Origin of the sequence: Bradyrhizobium sp. WSM1253 (assembly GCF_000244935.1) — a bacterium.
GTDB classification, from domain to species: Bacteria; Pseudomonadota; Alphaproteobacteria; order Rhizobiales; family Xanthobacteraceae; genus Bradyrhizobium; species Bradyrhizobium canariense.
The window spans coordinates 3,430,822-3,448,787 of sequence record NZ_JH600073.1; the positions used below are offsets into that span (position 1 = coordinate 3,430,822).

14 protein-coding genes are annotated in these 17,966 nt (G+C 64.9%); 9 read left to right on the forward strand and 5 right to left on the reverse strand.

Features of this window, described 5'->3' with window-relative positions; all coding sequences use genetic code 11:
- Positions 1-353 precede the first annotated feature (353 nt).
- Positions 354-1,619, forward strand: coding sequence for a cytochrome P450 (locus tag BRA1253DRAFT_RS17645; protein WP_007596487.1), 1,266 nt, complete (start codon positions 354-356; stop codon positions 1,617-1,619).
- 177 nt (positions 1,620-1,796) lie between these two features.
- Positions 1,797-3,071, forward strand: coding sequence for a cytochrome P450 (locus tag BRA1253DRAFT_RS17650; protein ID WP_007596489.1), 1,275 nt, complete (start codon positions 1,797-1,799; stop codon positions 3,069-3,071).
- A 226-nt stretch (positions 3,072-3,297) separates the two neighbouring features.
- On the opposite strand, the gene BRA1253DRAFT_RS17655 is transcribed toward BRA1253DRAFT_RS17650, so the two are convergent.
- Complete coding sequence (locus tag BRA1253DRAFT_RS17655) at positions 3,298-4,218, reverse strand: LysR substrate-binding domain-containing protein (RefSeq protein WP_007596491.1); 921 nt, start codon at positions 4,216-4,218, stop codon at positions 3,298-3,300.
- Positions 4,219-4,343: 125 nt separating this feature from the next.
- On the opposite strand from BRA1253DRAFT_RS17655, the gene BRA1253DRAFT_RS17660 reads away from it, so the two are divergent.
- The 4 genes from BRA1253DRAFT_RS17660 (at position 4,344) to mdlC (ending at position 9,259) form a co-directional block, all read left to right on the forward strand.
- Positions 4,344-5,513, forward strand: a complete 1,170-nt coding sequence (locus BRA1253DRAFT_RS17660) for an acyl-CoA dehydrogenase family protein (RefSeq protein WP_007596500.1) — start codon at positions 4,344-4,346, stop codon at positions 5,511-5,513.
- Between the two features lie 10 nt (positions 5,514-5,523).
- Positions 5,524-6,627 (forward strand): CaiB/BaiF CoA-transferase family protein, encoded by a 1,104-nt coding sequence (locus tag BRA1253DRAFT_RS17665; RefSeq protein WP_007596501.1) that lies wholly within the window; start codon positions 5,524-5,526, stop codon positions 6,625-6,627.
- Between the two features lie 15 nt (positions 6,628-6,642).
- Entirely contained in the window at positions 6,643-7,491 is an 849-nt protein-coding gene (locus tag BRA1253DRAFT_RS17670) for a MaoC family dehydratase N-terminal domain-containing protein (RefSeq protein ID WP_007596502.1), read from the forward strand.
- Positions 7,492-7,636: 145 nt separating this feature from the next.
- Entirely contained in the window at positions 7,637-9,259 is a 1,623-nt protein-coding gene (gene mdlC, locus BRA1253DRAFT_RS17675) for a benzoylformate decarboxylase (protein WP_035995260.1), read from the forward strand.
- A 173-nt stretch (positions 9,260-9,432) separates the two neighbouring features.
- On the opposite strand, the gene BRA1253DRAFT_RS17680 is transcribed toward mdlC, so the two are convergent.
- Both BRA1253DRAFT_RS17680 and BRA1253DRAFT_RS17685 read right to left on the reverse strand, forming a co-directional pair.
- Positions 9,433-10,227 carry an SDR family oxidoreductase gene (locus BRA1253DRAFT_RS17680; RefSeq protein ID WP_007596504.1) on the reverse strand — a complete coding sequence of 265 codons (795 nt, stop codon included), beginning with the start codon at positions 10,225-10,227 and terminating at the stop codon, positions 9,433-9,435.
- Between the two features lie 54 nt (positions 10,228-10,281).
- Complete coding sequence (locus BRA1253DRAFT_RS17685) at positions 10,282-10,977, reverse strand: hemolysin III family protein (protein ID WP_007596505.1); 696 nt, start codon at positions 10,975-10,977, stop codon at positions 10,282-10,284.
- 184 nt (positions 10,978-11,161) lie between these two features.
- Between BRA1253DRAFT_RS17685 and BRA1253DRAFT_RS17690 the strand changes: the two genes are divergently transcribed.
- Positions 11,162-12,631, forward strand: coding sequence for a YcjX family protein (locus tag BRA1253DRAFT_RS17690; RefSeq protein ID WP_007596506.1), 1,470 nt, complete (start codon positions 11,162-11,164; stop codon positions 12,629-12,631).
- The gene (locus BRA1253DRAFT_RS17695; RefSeq protein ID WP_007596507.1) at positions 12,628-13,656 is read left to right on the forward strand and encodes a YcjF family protein; all 1,029 of its coding nucleotides are present in this window, start codon (positions 12,628-12,630) and stop codon (positions 13,654-13,656) included. The genes BRA1253DRAFT_RS17690 and BRA1253DRAFT_RS17695 overlap by 4 nt, the downstream gene beginning before the upstream one ends.
- On the opposite strand, the gene BRA1253DRAFT_RS17700 is transcribed toward BRA1253DRAFT_RS17695, so the two are convergent.
- Positions 13,565-15,193, reverse strand: a complete 1,629-nt coding sequence (locus BRA1253DRAFT_RS17700) for a glycosyltransferase family 39 protein (RefSeq protein WP_007596509.1) — start codon at positions 15,191-15,193, stop codon at positions 13,565-13,567. The two genes, BRA1253DRAFT_RS17695 and BRA1253DRAFT_RS17700, sit on opposite strands and share 92 nt — an antisense overlap.
- A 334-nt stretch (positions 15,194-15,527) precedes the next feature.
- On the opposite strand from BRA1253DRAFT_RS17700, the gene BRA1253DRAFT_RS17705 reads away from it, so the two are divergent.
- Positions 15,528-17,261 (forward strand): adenylate/guanylate cyclase domain-containing protein, encoded by a 1,734-nt coding sequence (locus BRA1253DRAFT_RS17705; protein ID WP_007596511.1) that lies wholly within the window; start codon positions 15,528-15,530, stop codon positions 17,259-17,261.
- Positions 17,262-17,523: 262 nt separating this feature from the next.
- Here BRA1253DRAFT_RS17705 and BRA1253DRAFT_RS17710 read toward each other — a convergent pair.
- The coding region (locus tag BRA1253DRAFT_RS17710) for a transposase (RefSeq protein ID WP_007596513.1) at positions 17,524-17,966 on the reverse strand (443 nt) is incomplete at its 5' end.

Here is a 17,966-nt window from a genome sequence, read left to right on the forward strand (position 1 = left end):
TCGGGGTGCGGACCTGGTTCGATCAAACTATAGATCAGAGATTAGTCGATCCCCAAGATGGGCGGGTTCGATTTGGCTCGATTCCGGTCAATTTTTGGCGCGTTTTCGCAGCCGTGGGCGTGCGCGAGATCACGTTCGCGAATGTCTGGTAGCCCGGATGGAGCGCCGCGCAATCCGGGACAGCGGCAGTGGCCGCCCGAATCCCGGATTTCGCTTCGCTCCATCCGGGCTACTTCACACCCATGTGGCAAAACTCGCCCTTGCTCCGGCGCAGACAACCGGCTGTAATTGCAAATCAAATACCGCAGCGCAGAATTCAACGAGAACGCGCGGTTATGTCAGGGAGAGCGGTCATGCATGGGACCATCGAAAGCGCGGCGAAGCTCGACGCGTTGCGCGCACGCGCAACGTCACTGCCGCTGGAGCAGTTCGATCCGGGCGACCCCGAGCTGTTCAGGACCGATACGTTCTGGCCCTATTTCGATCGCCTGCGCCGCGAAGATCCCGTGCACTATTGCAAGGACTCGATGTTCGGGCCGTATTGGTCGGTGACGCGCTACAACGACATCATGGAGATCGAGACCAATCATTCGGTATTCTCCTCGGCCTCCTCGCTCGGCGGCATCACCATCCGCGACATCGATCCGGAACTGCGTCGCGAGAGCTTCATCTCGATGGACCCGCCGCGCCACGCGGCGCAGCGCAAGACCGTGGCGCCGATGTTCACGCCGACGCATCTGGACAATCTCGCGCTCAGCATCCGCAAGCGCTCGGCCGAGTGCCTGGACAATCTGCCGCGCGGCGAGGTGTTCGACTGGGTCGACCGCGTCTCGATCGAGCTCACCACGCAGATGCTCGCGGTGCTGTTCGACTTCCCCTGGGAGGACCGCCGCAAGCTGACGCGCTGGTCGGACATCGCGACCACCATTCCCGGACCCGACGGCCTCGTCGCCACCGAAGACGAGCGTCAGGCCGAGCTCACCGAATGCGCCGGCTATTTCGCGCGGCTGTGGAAGGAGCGCATCGAGCAGCCGCCGAAGAGCGACCTGTTGTCGATGATGGCGCATGGCGCCGCGACGCGCGACATGGACGCGAAAAACTTCCTCGGCAATCTCATCCTTCTGATCGTCGGCGGCAACGACACCACCCGCAACACCATGTCCGGCTCGCTTGACGCGCTGAGCCAGCATCCGGAGCAATATCGCAAGCTGCGCGAAAACCCCGTGCTGCTCGACAGCTTCGTGCCGGAAGTGATCCGCTGGCAGACGCCGCTGGCCCATATGCGGCGCACCGCGCTTGCGGACTTCGAGTTCCGCGGCAAGCAGATCAAGAAAGGTGACAAGGTCGTGATGTGGTACGTCTCGGGCAACCGCGACGCCGACGCGATCGAAAAGCCCTACGAATTCATCATTGACCGCGCGCGGCCGCGCACGCATCTCTCGTTCGGCTTCGGCATCCACCGCTGCGTCGGCTTGCGGCTTGCCGAACTCCAGCTCAAGATTATCTGGGAAGAGATCCTCAAGCGATTCGACCATATCGAGGTGGTCGGCGAACCCAAGCGGGTCTATTCGAGTTTCGTGAAGGGTCTCGAAACCTTGCCGGTGAAGATCGCGGCGTGAGATTACTCCCTCTCCCCGTTCTACGGGGAGGGTCGGGGTGAGGGGCTCTATCCGCGAGAAAAGTAGCCGCCGACTCGCGGAGAGTCCCCCTCACCCGGAATCCGCGCGGTGCGCGAATTCCGGCCTCTCCCCGCAAGCGGGGAGAGGCGAAGAAAGAGAAACACTGGAGCTACGACCATGAACATCCAAGCGCCGGTTCAAGTGGACAAGGCCGAACGCATGCGCAGGGCCCGCGAGGAGGCCTATGCGACGCCGCTGGCGCAGTTCCACCCGGGCGCGCCCAGGCTGTTCCAGGATGACACCCTGTGGCCGTGGTTCGAGCGGCTGCGCAAGGAAGAGCCGGTGCATTACTGCACCAACGCGCCGATCGAGCCGTATTGGTCGGTGGTGAAGTACGACGACATCATGCATGTCGACACCAACCACGGCCTGTTCTCCTCTGACTCGACGCTCGGCGGCATCGGCATCCGCGACGTGCCGGAAGGTTATGACTGGCCGAGCTTCATCGCCATGGACCAGCCGCGTCATTCGTCGCAGCGCAAGACGGTGTCGCCGATGTTCACGCCGACTCATCTGGACGAACTGGCGAAACTGATCCGCCAGCGCTCGCAGACCGTGCTCGACAATCTGCCGCGCAACGAGACCTTCAATTTCGTCGAGCGCGTCTCGATCGAGCTGACGACGCAGATGCTGGCCACCCTGTTCGACTTCCCCTGGGAAGAACGGCGCAAGCTGACGCGCTGGTCAGATGTCGCGACCGCGCTACCCAAGAGCGGCATTGTTGCCTCGGCCGAAGAGCGCCGCCGCGAGATGGACGAATGCTACGCCTACATGTCCAAGCTCTGGAACGAGCGCGTCAACTCCGCGCCGCGCAACGATTTGCTGTCGCTGATGGCGCACAACGACGCCACGCGGTTCATGGATCCCGACAATCTCATGGGCAACATCATCCTGCTCATCGTCGGCGGCAACGACACCACGCGCAACACCATGACCGGCTCGGTGCTGGCATTGAACGAGAACCCGGAGCAGTACGACAGGCTGCGCGCCAACCCGGAACTGATCGATTCCATGGTGCCCGAAGTGATCCGCTGGCAGACCCCGCTCGCGCATATGCGGCGCACCGCGCTGCAGGACACTGACGTTGGCGGCAGACACATCAAGAAGGGCGACCGCGTCGTGATGTGGTACGTCTCCGGCAACCGCGACGAGGAGATGTTCGAGAGGCCGAACGAATTCATCATCGACCGCCCGCGGCCGCGCACCCACCTCTCCTTCGGCTTCGGCATCCACCGCTGCGTCGGCATGCGCCTCGCCGAGCTCCAGCTCAAGATCGTCTGGGAAGAGATGCTGAAGCGTTTCGACCGCATCGAGGTGGTCGGCGAGCCCAAGCGGATCTATTCGAGCTTCATCAAGGGGTATGAGTCGTTGCCGGTGAGGATTCCGGCCTGAGCTCTATCCTCCGTCATTGCGAGGAGCCCTTGCGACGAAGCAATCCAGACCGCCGCGGCGGAGAGATTGCTGGATTGCTTCGCTGCGCTCGCAATGACGAGGTTTTGGCGGCACGTGCGCGCCAAACTGGCGACGCACGAACCCAGCTATAAAATTCCGGCATGACAGCTCGCACAACATGCGATGGGTCGCACACGGCCTTCTGTCCTAAACCGCACCGGCACATCTAACTCAATTTGATGTCCCACACGCCGTCCTTGCGGCAGGCGGCGACCTCCTCGCGCAGGAGGGCGGTGACGGCAACCGAGGCCGTCGAGACCGGACGATCGATCGGAGAGGCGAATATGAGCTCGCGCGTCATCGGCTTCGAGACGACGGCCGTTTCCAGCCGCCCGTCCGCGACCTCGGCGTGGACCGACGAGGGCGGCAGCAGCGCGAAGCCGAGGCCTTCCTCGACGAGGCTCGTGAGCACGCGGAATGAATCCGCCTCGAGCTGGACGTTGAGCTTGATCTTGCGTTGCGCCGCCGCGTGCTCGATCAGCGCACGGAGACCGTGGGAATGACTGGGCAGCACCAGCCGCTGCCGCAGCAGCCAGCCGATATCGACGCTCTTCTTGCGCGCGAGGCCACAACCGCGCGGACCCACCGCGACGATGTTGTCGCGCCCCAAGCTCTCGACGTTGAGATGCAGATCGGCGGAGCGGCCGTAGAGGATGGCGAGATCCATCTCGCCGCGATGCAGCCATTCGACCAGATGGCCGCTGTAGCTCTCGACGATGCGCAGCGAAATGCCCGGGAATTTTTCGACGCAGCGCCGCGCGAAGCGCGCCGACAGCACGCAGCTCACGGTCGGGACCAGGCCGAGCACGACCTGGCCGGACGGCGGCCCCTTGGACGACTGGATATCGTCGCGGATCTGGTCGATCTGCCGCACGATGCCCGAGGTGCGCGCCAGCAACAGGCGGCCGGCATCCGTGAGCACCATGCCGCGGCCGTTGCGGGTGAACAATTCGGTGCGCAGCTCGTGTTCCAGGAGCTTGATCTGCCTGGAGAGCGCCGGCTGCGCCACACGCAACGTGTCGGACGCCTTGGAGAGGCTGCCGAGCTCCGCCACGCAACTGAAGGTCCTGAGCTGACGGAAATCCATGCTTGCCAATCCTGGAAGGCTACTCCATACGCTATAGCAAATGAGCATAGGGGGCTGGCATTGTTTTCACAACGCCAGAGGATCGGCCGGCGTTATCCTAACTGCCGCACATACGGGAAAACCCCATGAGTGAAGAACACCACACCGAAGATCACGCCGACATCCGCGAAGCCGTCGCAAAGCTCTGCGCGCAGTTTCCCGGCGAATACTGGCGCAAGCTCGACCGCGAGATGGGCTACCCCAAGGCCTTCGTCGACGCGCTGACCGAGGCCGGTTATCTCTCGGTGCTGATCCCCGAGGAATATGGCGGCGCGGGCTTGAAGCTTTCAGCGGCCGCCGCGATCCTCGAAGAGATCCAGCGCGCGGGCTGCAACGGCGGCGGCTGCCACGCCCAGATGTACACGATGGGCACCGTGCTGCGGCACGGCAATGACGAGCAGAAGGCAAAATATCTGCCGAAGGTCGCGAGCGGTGAATTGCGCCTGCAGGCCTTCGGCGTCACCGAGCCGACCAGCGGCACCGACACTACCTCGCTGAAGACTTTTGCGCGCAAGGACGGCAATGCCGGCTACATCGTCAACGGCCAGAAAATCTGGACCAGCCGCGCCGAACATTCGGACCTGATGCTCCTGCTGGCGCGGACCACGCCGAAGGACCAGGTCAAGAAGCGCACCGATGGCCTTTCGGTGTTCATCGTCGACATGCGCGAGGCCAAGAACAAGGGCCTCGAGATCCGCCCGATCCGCACCATGATGAACCACGCCACCACCGAAGTGTTCTTCACCGACATGAAGGTGCCGGCGGAGAATCTGATCGGCGAGGAGGGCAAGGGCTTTCGCTACATCCTCTCCGGCATGAATGCCGAGCGCATTTTGATCGCGGCCGAATGCGTCGGCGATGCCAAATGGTTCATCGCCAAGGCCACCAACTACGCCAAGGAGCGCAGCGTTTTCGGCCGGCCGATTGGCCAGAACCAAGGCATCCAGTTTCCGATCGCCAAGGCCTACGCCGCGATGCGCGCGGCCGAACTGATGGTGAAGGAAGCGACGCGCAAATACGAAGCCGGGCTCGACTGCGGCGCGGAGGCCAACATGGCAAAAATGCTCGCGGCCGATGCGTCCTGGGAAGCGGCCAACGCCTGCGTCCAGACCCATGGCGGCTTCGGATTTGCCGAGGAGTACGACGTCGAGCGCAAATTCCGCGAGACGCGGCTCTATCAGGTGGCGCCGATCTCGACCAACCTCGTGCTGTCCTTCATCGCCGAGCACGTCCTCGGCATGCCCCGCTCGTACTGAGGCAGCCATCATGGGAGCACTTGACGGGATCAGGGTGATTGCGGTCGAGCAGGCGGTGGCGGCGCCATTCTGCTCGTCGCGGCTGGCGGATGCCGGCGCGGAAGTCATCAAGATCGAGCGGCCGGAAGGCGATTTCGCCCGCGGCTATGACGCGGCGGCCAAGGGGCAGAGCAGCTACTTTGTGTGGCTCAACCGCGGCAAGCAATCGGCCGTGGTCGATCTCGCCACCAAGGAAGGCTGCGCCGAACTGGAAAGACTGATCGCCAGCGCCGACGTGCTGATCCAGAACCTCAAGCCCGGCTCGATGGACAAGCTCGGCTTTTCGCGCGAGCGGCTGCTGAAGGATTATCCCAAACTGATCTCGTGCACGATCACCGGCTACGGCGACGACGGTCCCTACGCGCACCGCAAGGCCTATGATCTGCTGATCCAGGCCGAGAGCGGCCTTGCCTCGATCACAGGCAATCCCGACGGTGCCTCACGGGTCGGCATGTCGATCGTCGACGTCGCGACCGGCGCCACTGCGCATGCGGCAATCCTGGAGGCGCTGATCGGGCGCGGACGCACCGGCAAGGGCGCCGACATCCGCATCTCCATGTTCGACGTGATGGCGGACTGGTGCACCGTGCCGCTGCTCAACTCCGAAGCCGGCAATCCGCCCAAGCGCATGGGACTCCGCCATCCCTCGATCGCGCCCTATGGCGTGTTCACGTCCAGCGACGGCAAGGATATTCTGATCTCGATCCAGAGCGAGCGCGAGTGGAAGACGCTTTGCGCAAAAGTGCTGGAGCAGCCGGATCTGCCCGCCGATCCCCGCGTTGCCAATATGGTCGAGCGCGTGCGCCACCGCGACTTCACCGACAAGACGGTGGCGGATGCCTTCGGCAAGATGACGCGCGACGAGCTCCTGAAGCGGCTGTCCGATGCTGACATCGCCTTTGCCGAGGTCAACACCATGGCCGACCTCACCAATCATCCGCATCTGCGCCGCATCGAGGTCGACACGCCGCAGGGACGCATCAGCTATCCCGCGCCGGCGCCGATCATTGTCGGCGAGACGCGCAGCTATGGTGCGGTGCCGGGGATCGGCGAAAATCCCCAATCCAGGAAATAACAAGAGCGAGGCGTCATGACCGAGAAGCTCGACATCGACCATCTCAGGCAGTGGATCGGCCGCAGCGAAGAGGCCACCGACACCATCACCGCGCAGCTCGTCAAGGGTCTGCGCGCGACGCTGTTCCAGGAGGTCGGCGCGCCCAAGCCGGGCGACGCGGCGCCGTTCACGGTGCATTGGTGCCTGGCGCAGCCGGTGTTTCCGATGTCGATGCTCGGGCCCGACGGCCACCCCACCCGCGGCGGCTTCCTGCCGCCGGTGCCGCTGCCGCGCCGGATGTGGGCCGGCGGCGAGATCGAATTTTTGCAGCCGCTGCGCGTCGGCGACGAATCGACGCGGACATCGCGCATTGCGGACGTGCAGGTGAAATCAGGCTCGACCGGCACGTTGTGCTTCGTCTCGGTCGAGCACAGCATCTCCTCGCCGCGCGGCATCGCCATCCGCGAGCGGCAGGACATCGTTTATCGCGAGATGACGACGACGTACGCGACGGCAAAGGCCCCGCCTCCGCCGCCCAAGGCGCAGCATCGCGAGACGCATGTGTCGGATCCCGTGCTGCTGTTTCGGTATTCCGCGCTGACCTTCAACGGCCACCGCATCCATTACGACCGCGACTACGTGACCAAGGTCGAGGGCTATCCGGGCCTGATCTTCCATGGGCCGTTGCAGGCCACGTTCATCATCGAGATGGCCGCGAAGCTGCGCGGCGGCAAGCCGCCGAAGAAGTTTATCTATCGCGGGGTGCAGCCGCTGTTCGAGGGCAGCGAGCTCTCCATCAACGCCAATGAGACCGAGGCGGGCATGGAGCTGTGGACGGCAAACGCGGAGGGGCAGCCGACGATGAAGGGGACCGCGGTGTGGTGATACACTGCTGCTTCCTCCTCGTCATTGCGAGCGTAGCGAAGCAATCCAGAGTCCCGCGGCGGTAACAGTCTGGATTGCTTCGTCGCAAGGGCTCCTCGCAATGACGGTGGGGCTGATAGCCGATAAACATCAGGGAACGGAAACCATGTCCAAAAACGGCAAGAGCGGCAGCAAATCCGTCACCGTCAAGCAGGCGACACTCGACCTGCTGCGCTCCTTCGGCATCAGACGCGTCTTCGGCAACCCCGGCTCGACCGAGCTGCCGTTCCTGAGCGACTGGCCCGACGACATCGACTATGTGCTGGCGCTTCAGGAGGCCTCCGCGGTCGGCATGGCCGATGGTTACGCGCAGGCCACACGCAATGCCGGCTTCGTCAATCTGCATTCGGCCGCCGGCGTCGGCAACGCACTCGGCAACATCTATACCGCGCATCGCAACCAGACCCCGCTGGTGATCACCGCGGGCCAGCAGGCGCGCTCGATCCTCCCGTTGCAGGCGTTCCTTTATGCGGAGCGTGCGTCCGAATTCCCGCGGCCTTATGTGAAGTACAGCGTGGAGCCGGCGCGGCCCGAGGACGTGCCGGCCGCGATCGCGCGCGCCTATTACACCGCGATGCAGCCGCCATGCGGGCCCACCTTCGTATCGATCCCGGTCGACGACTGGGCGCATGCCGCAGCTCCCATCGAAGCCCGCAAGGTCAGCCGCGAGATAGCGCCCGAGGCTGACGCGATGAAGGCGCTGGTCACCGCGCTCGGTTCGGCCAAGCACCCTGCCCTCGTCGTCGGCCCCGGCGTCGATCGCGCGGGGGCGGTCGATTTGATGGTGCGCGTCGCCGAGAAGGCCAGGGCCAGCGTCTGGGTCAGCCCGTTTTCGGCGCGCTGCTCGTTCCCGGAACGCCATCCCCAGTTCGCGGGCTTCCTGCATGCCTCGCCGGCGCAATTGTCGGACGCCCTGCGCGAGCACGATCTCGTCGTCGTGATCGGCGCGCCGGTGTTCACCTTCCATGTCGAAGGCCACGCCGCGATCTTCGACGGCGGCGCGACGATCTTCCAGATCACGGACGACCCGGATGCCGCAGCGGTGACGCCGGTCGGAACCAGCATCATCGCGACGATGAAGCCGGCGCTCACAATGCTGCTCGACCTCCTGCCGGAGAGCCAGCGAGCCGCACCGAAGGGGCGAACGCTGCCACCGGCCCCGCAGGCCGCCGATCCGCTGCCGGTCGAATTCCTGCTGCATTCGCTGTCGCAGGCGATGCCGGACGGCGCGTCGCTGGTCGAGGAAATTCCCTCGCACCGGCCGGCGATGCAAAAGTTCATGCCGATGCGCGGCCAGGACAGTTTCTACACCATGGCAAGCGGCGGCCTCGGCTACTCGCTGCCGGCCGCGGTTGGCATGGCGCTCGGCAAACCAAAGAGCCGCACGGTGTGCCTGATCGGCGATGGCTCGGCGATGTATTCGATCCAGGCGCTGTGGACCGCCGCGCAGCGCAAGCTGCCGCTCACCATCGTCGTCATCAACAATTCCGGCTACGGCGCGATGCGCTCGTTCAGCCAGGTGATGCAGGTGAGGAACGTGCCGGGACTCGAACTGCCGGGGATCGATTTCGTCCGGCTCGCCGAGGGCCTGGGTTGCCATGCGGTGCGGGTGAGCAAGGCAGCCGAACTGGGCGAGGCGCTCAAGCGCGGAATGGCATTCGAAGGGACCAGCCTCGTGGAGGTCATCGTGGATTCGGCGGTGCCGGTGCTGTACGGGCAGAAGCATTAGCGGCGCACTACATTTCATGTGGTCGTCCTGGCGAAAGCCAGGACCCATTACCCCAGGGAGTAGTTTGGCGAAGACTTGTCGTTCGGTACTGCTACTACGGCAAGATCGGTAGACCTCGCGGTATGGGTCCTGGCTTTCGCCAGGACGACTCCGAAATTGTGGGCCCGCCTTCCCTACGTCCCGAAATCTTCCCGCATCCTGGCCTGGATCTTGGCCATGCCGCCGATCCAGCGGTCGTAATTCTCGGTCTTCTTGCGCATGTAGCCGAGCACCTGCGGGTGCGGCAGGATCAAGAACGTCTCCTGCTCGAGGCCCGCGAGCACGTCCTCGGCGACCTGCTCGGGCGTGAGGTCGCCGTCGCCGGATTGTGGGCCCTTGGGGATCGAACGCAGCATGTTGGTGTCGACGCCCTGCGGGCAGAGGATCGAGACGCGGATGTTGTGCGCCTTGTGCGAGATCGCGAGATTTTCGGCAAAGCCGACCGCGGCGTGCTTGGTGGTGGAATAAGCCGGGCTGCCGACCTGCGACAGCAGGCCCGCTGCCGAGATCGTGTTGAGGAAATAGCCGCCGCCTCGCGCCTTCATGCGCGGGATCAGGTGCCGCGCCGCATAGACGTGCGCCATGACGTGAATAGCCCAGCTGCGCTGCCACGGCTCATCCGAGGCGCCGCCGGCATTGACCGACATCGGATCGAAACCGCCGCCGATGCCGGCATTGGAGCAGAATAATTCGATCGGGCCGAACTGCCGCTCGGTCTCCTCGATGACGTGGGAAATATCCTTTTCCTGCGCGACATCGCATTTGAACGCGGCGCCATCCACCGTGGCAGCGACGGTCCTTGCGTTGTCCGCGTCCATGTCGGCGACGACGACCTTGGCCGCACCAGCCTTGTGAAACGCCTCGCACAGCGCCTTGCCGATGCCGTTGGCGCCGCCCGTGACGACCACGACCTTGCCGGTCACCTGCATGCGACGTCTCCTCTTGTCTTATACCGTTTTGGCTTATTCCGCTTCGCGGAGCGCTCAGCTCAACACGAGGTCGAGCACCGCGGTATAATGGCACGCCGCCCCGGCCAAGACAAAGCCGTGCCAGATCGCATTCTGGAAGCGCAGCCGCCGCCAGGCATGGAAGATCACGCCGAAGCTGTAGAGCAGTCCGCCCGCAAGGATGAAGCCCAGCACCAGCGCGGGCAGCGCCTTGACCACGGAATCGTAGAGCATGATGCCGCTCCAGCCCATGGCGAGATAGATGCCGACCGCGACGCGGTCGAACCGGCCGGGATAGAGAAGTTTCAGCACGATGCCAAGGATCGCCACACACCAGACACCGGTGAGCAACACCAGCGCGAAGCCGCTGTCCTTCACCTCCAGGATGAACGGCGTGTAGGTCGCCGCGATCAGGAGGTAGATCGCCGAATGGTCGAATCGCCGCAACAGCCATTTGGCCGGCGAGATCGGCCACAGATTATAGGTCGCCGACAACACCAGCATCGAGAGCAGGCCGGCGACGTAGATCGAGACCCCGACGATGTCGGTTGGGTCGGCATAGAGCACCGTCAGCACCACCAACACGGTCGCGGCGACGATGCCGCAGAGCACGCCGATCGCGTGGATCACGCCGTCGGCGATCAGCTCGGCGCGGTCGTAATGCCAGCCGATCGCGTCGGCGGCTGCGTGGACGGAGGAGGATGCGAGCTGTTTCAGTTGGAAGACGGTCATGGCAATCCGCAAAGTGAGACAATACCCTCTTGTATGGGTGTTTCGGGATCGGCGCGTCGTTCAAACGGCTGATTTGCCGACAAAGACGGTGGAAGTATGAAGCTTGATTTTCCTCAGGCAGTTGCCACTTTTGTGACTAGTCCTTTTTGCGTATCCGCCCCCGCCCGGGATTCCCAACGTTCATATGGCATTTAGTTTCCAGGATATGCTCGAGGAGGCGCGCCTGTCGGCTCGGGCGCTGATCGACTACGGCGAGCATTTCTTCAATCCGACGGTACGATTGGGGGTTACCGGCCTGTCGCGGGCCGGCAAGACCGTGTTCATCACCGCGCTGATCCACGGCCTCACCCGTGGCGGGCGGTTTCCGGTGTTCGAGGCCTATTCATCCGGGCGGATCGCCCGGGCGCATCTGGCGCCGCAGCCGGACGACGCGGTGCCGCGCTTTGCCTATGAGAGCCATCTGCGCGCGCTGATCGAGGAGCGGCGCTGGCCGAGCTCGACTGTCGACATCAGCGAGCTCAGGCTCGTCATCGACTACCAGCGCCAGAACGGCGCCGACCGCACGCTGACGCTCGACATCGTCGACTATCCCGGCGAGTGGCTGCTCGACCTGCCGCTGCTTCAGAAGAGTTTTGAGCAATGGTCAGCCGAAAGCCTTGCGCTGTCACGCGAGGCGCCCCGCGCGCATCTGGCCGCGGACTGGCACGCGCATCTCGCAACGCTCAAGCCCGAAGCGCGCGAGGATGAACAGGCGACGCTGACGGCCGCGAAGCTCTTCAGGGGCTATCTGCAAGGCTGCCGCGACGAGCGGTTTGCGATGAGCCTGCTGCCGCCCGGCCGCTTCCTGATGCCGGGCAATCTCGCCGACACACCGGCGCTGACCTTTGCGCCGCTCGACGTACCCGCGGGCGGTCAGGCGCCGGAGGGATCGCTATGGGCCATGATGGTGCGGCGGTATGAGGCCTACAAGGACGTCGTGGTGCGGCCATTCTTCCGTGATCATTTTGCCCGGCTCGATCGCCAGATCGTGCTGGCCGATGCGCTCGCCGCGTTCAACGCCGGCCCCGAAGCGCTGCACGATCTCGAAGCCGCACTCGCGGGCATTCTCGACTGCTTCAACATCGGCCGCAGCACGTTCCTCAGCGGCCTGTTTCGGCCGCGGATCGACCGCGTGCTGTTCGCGGCGACCAAGGCGGATCACCTGCATCATTCCAGCCATGACCGGCTCGAGGCCGTGTTGCGCCGCGCCGTCACCCGCGCGGTTGCGCGCGCGGAAACTACCGGCGCGGAGATCGACGTCGTCGCACTCGCCGCCGTCCGCGCCACGCGCGAGGCGCAGGTCGCGCATGGCCGTGACAAATTGCCGTCGATCCTGGGAACGCCGGCCGCGGGCGAAAGCGCCGGCGGCGAGTTCTTCGACGGCAACACCGAGGTCGCGGCTTTTCCGGGCGATCTGCCGCTGGATCCCGAACCCCTGTTCAACGGCACCGACGCATTCCGCGGGCTCTCGACCGCGGCCGCCGGCAAGAGCGATTTTCGCTTTCTGCGTTTCCGTCCGCCAAAGCTCGAACGCGAGGGGGCCGACCAGCCGGCGCTGCCTCACATCCGCCTCGACCATGCCTTGCAGTTCCTGATCGGAGACAAGTTGTCATGAACGACCGATCGAAGCCACGGCGGCCGGCGACGTTCCGGCTCGACGACCCCGGCGTCGTCGTCACCGAGGCCGACGAGACGACCCGGCTCGGCCGCACCACCATCCAGATCACGCCGGAGCCCGATCCGGCGAACTTGCCGGTGCCGATCGCATCGTCGCTTCCGGCGCGACGCGGCTTTCCCTGGGGCGCGCTGTTCTGGTCCGGCGTCGCCGGGCTGACTCTGCTCGGCGTCGGGCTCGGCGTCGTCCGTCTGATCGAGGATCTGTTTGCGCGCAGCGAAAGCCTCGGCTTTGTCGGACTGGCGCTTGCCTCCGTCACCGCCCTTGCGCTCGCGGTGGTGACCGGACGCGAGGCGTTCGGGCTGGCGCGGTTGGCAACGATCGAAAAGCTGCATCAGCGTGCAGCCGCTGTTCTTGCCAGCGACGACCGCAAGGAGAGCCGTATCATCGTGCAGGATCTGCTCAAGATCGCGCACCAGAACCCGCAGCTCGCGCGCGCCCGCGCCGCGCTGGAAAGCCATGCCGGCGAGATCATCGACGGCGCCGACATGATCCGGCTCGCCGAGCGCGAATTGATGTCGCCGCTGGACATTGAGGCGCGGCGGCTGGTGTCGTCAGCCGCGCAAAAGGTCTCGATCGTGACAGCGGTTTCGCCCCGCGCGCTGATCGACGTGTTGTTCGTGTTCGTGGCCTCGCTGAGATTGATCCGCCAGCTCGCTTTTCTCTACGGCGGCCGTCCCGGCGCACTCGGCATGATCCGCCTGCTCCGCCACGTCGTCGCCCATCTCGCCATCACCGGCGGCATGGCGGCGAGCGACAGCCTGGTGCAGCAGATGCTCGGCCACGGCATCGCGGCGAAGCTATCGCAGCGGCTGGGCGAAGGCATGCTGAATGGATTGCTGACGGCGCGGCTGGGCCTCGCCGCGATCGACGTCACACGGCCGCTGCCGTTCGCGGCACTGCCGCCGCCGAAGCTGTCGGATCTCGCGACGGATCTGCTGCGGAAGAAGGATGAGGAGGAGTAGCGTTCTGTTTGCCGTCCCACGCTTGCGGGGAGAAGAAAGCCAGCACGCGCCACTGGAACAGCGGCGAGTTCGTCGGCGGCGACAGCTCCGGCGTCCAGCCTGAGAGCTTCTCCAGCACGTAATTGTCCATCACGAGACCGCGCCAGCGGCGCTCGACCTGGCCGAGTTGCTCGCGCTTGGCCGGGATCGAATCCCACAGCGACGAGCGGTTGTCTGGCTCGCGCCCAACATAAATGCCGGCGTGGCCTCTGATCCGATCCATGCCGGGATCGCGAAAATCCTGGAAGCGGCCGCGCTCGTTGATTTCGATCACGGGCACACGGCCCCTGAACAGCCAGCGCATCATGGCATAGGTGCGGTAGTCCGTGGTGGCGATCCAGGTCGCGCCGGTCTCGTCCAATGCAGCCTGTGCGCGCGCGGCAACCTGCTCGTAGCCGGACTCGGCACCGATCGGATCGATCTTGCCGAGCAAATTCCAGGGCGCGGCGATGTAATAGAGGAACACGATCACGACGAAAGCGATGCCCGAGACCACGGCTGTGCTGGCCCAGAACTGCGCCGATCTGATCATCCGCGCCGATCTTCCTTCGCGCGACAGCATGGTGAGATTAATAGCGGCAGCGGCGAAACCGACCGGCCACATGAACATCGGCCAGGTGTCACCGACGCGGAGGGTCAGGGATTTCGCCAGGAAATAGAGAAACGGCACCAGCACCGCGGTCGACAGCAAAATCGCGACCGGCTCGCGCGTGCGATAGCCGCGCCACGCCGTCATCACCACCCCCGTCAGCACCACCGGCAGCATGACGAAGCCGACCAATCCGAATTGCAGGCCGATGTAGTCGCCGAAGGTGCGGAGCGAGATGCCGTAGCTGGTGGTGGCGCGCACGCCCTGGAAGCGGATCGCGGCCCAGTCGTGCTGCACGTTCCAGATCAGGACGGGCGAGAACACGGCGATTGCGATCAGGACCGCCGAATACGGATAGGGGCTGCGCAGCCAGCGCCAGCGCCAATCCGGCACCAGCAGAAAGGCGGCAACGGCCGGCGCGAACATGATCACGGTAAATTTCGACAGCATCGCCAGCCCGGCGAACAGGCCGGCCGCGAGCCACCAGCGGCCATCGCCGCCCTGCGCAAGCCGCACCAGGGACCACATCATCGCCACCGCAAACGGGATCATGGCGACGTCGGGCGCGACCTTGGCCATCAGCAGGCCGTAATAGAGCGCAGCCTCCAGCATCAGCACCGCGAGCACGACGGCGCGCATGTCCTGGGTGAGGCGGCGGACGATATCGGCGAGCAGGAGCTGCGTCACCAGCATGGCGACGATGCCGCCGAAGCGCACACCGAGCGTGGTGTCGCCGAAGATCGCGGTGCCGAACCGGATCAGCCAGGCGATGCCGGGGGGATGATCCAGGAAGCTGAGCGCCGTCTCGTGCGACCAGGTCCAGTAATAGGCCTCGTCCGTGCGCAGCTCGATGGCCGAGGCGTAGACGATGCGCAGCAGCGTCATCGCCGCGATGATCGCCGCGGCCATGACGAGCGGCCGGCGCGCCGCGCCGGCGGGGGGCTTCGTGATGTCAGGAGCTGTCGTCACGGCGGCGCTTTTCGCCAACCTGGGAGGGGGAGTCAATGTTGGGGGTGGATCGGCCTGTTGCGCTGTCGCGATCCCAGCCCCGACGCGGAAACCGTAGGGTGGGCAAAGCGCAACGTGCCCACCATAAGTGCCGATTGGTGGGCACGGCGCCAAGGCGCCTTTGCCCACCCTACGATTTCGTCACCCTACCGCGGATGTGATCCCGCAAGCTGTCCACCCCCGGAATTAAACGCGGCGCTGGCTGTTCTCCTTCATGAACTGATACAACAGAATCATGGCCGCAACCGCATCCTCACGATTTTCCGAGCTTTCCCGCGCCGTCAGCTTGCGCCAGGTGCGGCTGGTTTGCGGCGTGATCCTGTTCGCCTATGTCATCAGCCATTTCCTCAACCATGCGCTCGGCAACATCTCGGTCGATGCCATGGAGATCGGGGTCTACTACCACACGCTGTTCTGGCAGTTCCTGCCGGTTGCGATCACGTTCTACACGGCGGCGCTCACGCATATGGGGCTCGGCATCTACGCGTTGTATCAGCGCCGGCAGTTCCGCTGGCGGACGGTCGAGCCGCTGCAACTCGTGCTGGGCTTGAGCATCCCCGCGCTGGTCATGGCGCATGTGATCGGGGTGCGGCTCGGCCAGACGCTTTACGGACACCAAAAACTCTATCCGCAGGAACTCTATCTGTTCTTCGTCGCGTCGAACCGTATCTGGACCATGACGGTCCTGCTTCTCATCGCCTGGGTGCACGGCTGCATCGGCATCTATTTCTGGCTTCGCCTCAAACCGTTCTTCACGCGCGCGGCCCCCTATCTGCTCGCGGCTGCTGTGCTGATCCCGACGCTGTCGCTGCTGGGTGTCTACCAAGGTGGCCGCAGCGTCGAGGTCGAGGCCGACGACGGGGAATGGCGGACGCACAATCTCACGCGCAGCCAGGTCGGCACGACGGCCGAGGCAGCGACGCTCGACCGCATCACCGGTGGCCTCACCGCCGGTTATCTCGGACTGCTCGCTTTGGCGCTGCTGGCGCGCGGCGTGCGCGCCCTGCGCGAACGGCGCGGCGGCATGATCGCGCTGTCCTACGGCAACGGCAAGACAGTGCGGGTGCCAAAAGGCCTCTCCGTGCTGGAAGCGAGCCTGCGCCACAATGTGCCGCATGCCAGCGTCTGCGGCGGCCGCGCCCGCTGCTCGACCTGCCGCATCCGCATCATCGGCGATCATGGCGCCCTGCCCGAGCCGTCGCAGCGCGAGGCGTTCGTGCTCACCCGTGTCGGCACCAGTGACCCCTCGATCAGGCTCGCCTGCCAGCTGCGGCCGACGTCGGATCTCTCCTTCTTCCAGCTCTTCACCGCGCATACCCTGTCGGCGAACACACAGGCCTCAACGCCCGCCAGAATCGGCCAGGAGCGCTATCTCGTCAGTCTGTTCGTGGACATGCGCGGCTCGACGCAGCTGGCCGAGAAGCGGCTGCCGTTCGACACCGTGTTCATCGTCAACCGCTTTCTCGGCGCCGTCTCGCAGGCCGTGATCGAGAATGGCGGCCAGCCGAACCAATTCGTGGGCGACGGCATGCTGGCACTGTTCGGACTGAGCGCCGATCCGCAAGAGGCCTGCCGGCAGGCGCTGAAGGCCGCCGCCGGCATCGCCAGGCAAATCGACGAGCTCAACGAGCTCCTGAGCCATGATCTGCGCCAGCCGATCCGCTTCGGCATCGGCATCCACGGCGGCGAAGTCATCATCGGCGACATCGGCTATCGCGATCACATCGTCTTCACAGCGCTGGGCGATGCCGTCAACGTCGCAGCCCGCCTCCAGGACATGACCAAGACGCTGGCCTGCGAAGCGATCGTCTCAGAGGAAGTCCGCCGCACCGCCGGCCTTGCCGACGATGCGCTGCCGCAGCAGGAGGTCGCGATCCGCGGCCGCGACGAACCCATGGCCGTGCGCGTCGTCGCGGACGCCAGGGAGCTGTCGGTGCTCGTTGACCACGGCGAACGCGTCGCGGCGTGAGGCAGTTACGAAGGCGGTGCTCTCCCTCTCCCGCTTGCGGGAGAGGGTTGGGGAGAGGGTGTCTCCGCACAGGGACAATCCCCAGAGGAGAGAACCCTCACCCGCGCCTTCGGCGCGACCTCTCCCGCAAGCGAGGGCTTTGCTTAATTGGCCGAGCGGGAGTGAGGCTCGATATGGGGTATTTTTTTGTGCGGCCTCGGATGGCGCGCGAACGCAGACGGTCTTGTTTTCGTGGCCGATCGATGGCCTTGGGCTGTGGCGGTCACACCACACCTCCCGCGGGACACAGGACCGCCCATCGTTTGAGGTTCATGGCCAGGCAGAGAAGACGCAGATGGGTATGATTGCGTGCCAGGCCCAGATAGCGGGCTCGCGCCCAGCCGTAGACGCCCTTGAGGCGCGCGAAGACCTGCTCGACCGGGGCGCGGCGCCGTCCCACGGCGTCGTTGAAGCGCTTCTGCCGTTCGGTCAGGGGATGATGCTTGTTGGGCCGGAACATCAGCCGCGGCTTGATGCCCCGGGCAGCCAGCCCGGCGCGACGCTCATGCTTGTCATAGGCCTGGTCGGCGTAGACCGCCTTCTCGTCACCGCTGATCAATTCGTCGGCGGGCACCGTATCGTTGACCGCAGCGTCGGTCAGCTTGCTGCGACGAATGATCGCCGAGCCCTGGTCGACACCGACATGCGCCTTGTAGCCGAAGTATC

Bases quoted from the DNA above. Each gene is read 5' to 3' on its own strand.
- BRA1253DRAFT_RS17650 (WP_007596489.1), top strand. From the start codon at position 1,797: ATGAACATCCAAGCGCCGGTTCAAGTGGACAAGGCCGAACGCATGCGC.
- BRA1253DRAFT_RS17645 (WP_007596487.1), top strand. From the start codon at position 354: ATGCATGGGACCATCGAAAGCGCGGCGAAGCTCGACGCGTTGCGCGCA.
- mdlC (WP_035995260.1), top strand. From the start codon at position 7,637: ATGTCCAAAAACGGCAAGAGCGGCAGCAAATCCGTCACCGTCAAGCAG.
- BRA1253DRAFT_RS17705 (WP_007596511.1), top strand. From the start codon at position 15,528: ATGGCCGCAACCGCATCCTCACGATTTTCCGAGCTTTCCCGCGCCGTC.
- BRA1253DRAFT_RS17700 (WP_007596509.1), bottom strand. From the start codon at position 15,193: ATGGCCGCGGCGATCATCGCGGCGATGACGCTGCTGCGCATCGTCTAC.
- BRA1253DRAFT_RS17670 (WP_007596502.1), top strand. From the start codon at position 6,643: ATGACCGAGAAGCTCGACATCGACCATCTCAGGCAGTGGATCGGCCGC.
- BRA1253DRAFT_RS17680 (WP_007596504.1), bottom strand. From the start codon at position 10,227: ATGCAGGTGACCGGCAAGGTCGTGGTCGTCACGGGCGGCGCCAACGGC.
- BRA1253DRAFT_RS17660 (WP_007596500.1), top strand. From the start codon at position 4,344: ATGAGTGAAGAACACCACACCGAAGATCACGCCGACATCCGCGAAGCC.
- BRA1253DRAFT_RS17695 (WP_007596507.1), top strand. From the start codon at position 12,628: ATGAACGACCGATCGAAGCCACGGCGGCCGGCGACGTTCCGGCTCGAC.
- BRA1253DRAFT_RS17685 (WP_007596505.1), bottom strand. From the start codon at position 10,977: ATGACCGTCTTCCAACTGAAACAGCTCGCATCCTCCTCCGTCCACGCA.
- BRA1253DRAFT_RS17665 (WP_007596501.1), top strand. From the start codon at position 5,524: ATGGGAGCACTTGACGGGATCAGGGTGATTGCGGTCGAGCAGGCGGTG.
- BRA1253DRAFT_RS17690 (WP_007596506.1), top strand. From the start codon at position 11,162: ATGGCATTTAGTTTCCAGGATATGCTCGAGGAGGCGCGCCTGTCGGCT.
- BRA1253DRAFT_RS17655 (WP_007596491.1), bottom strand. From the start codon at position 4,218: ATGGATTTCCGTCAGCTCAGGACCTTCAGTTGCGTGGCGGAGCTCGGC.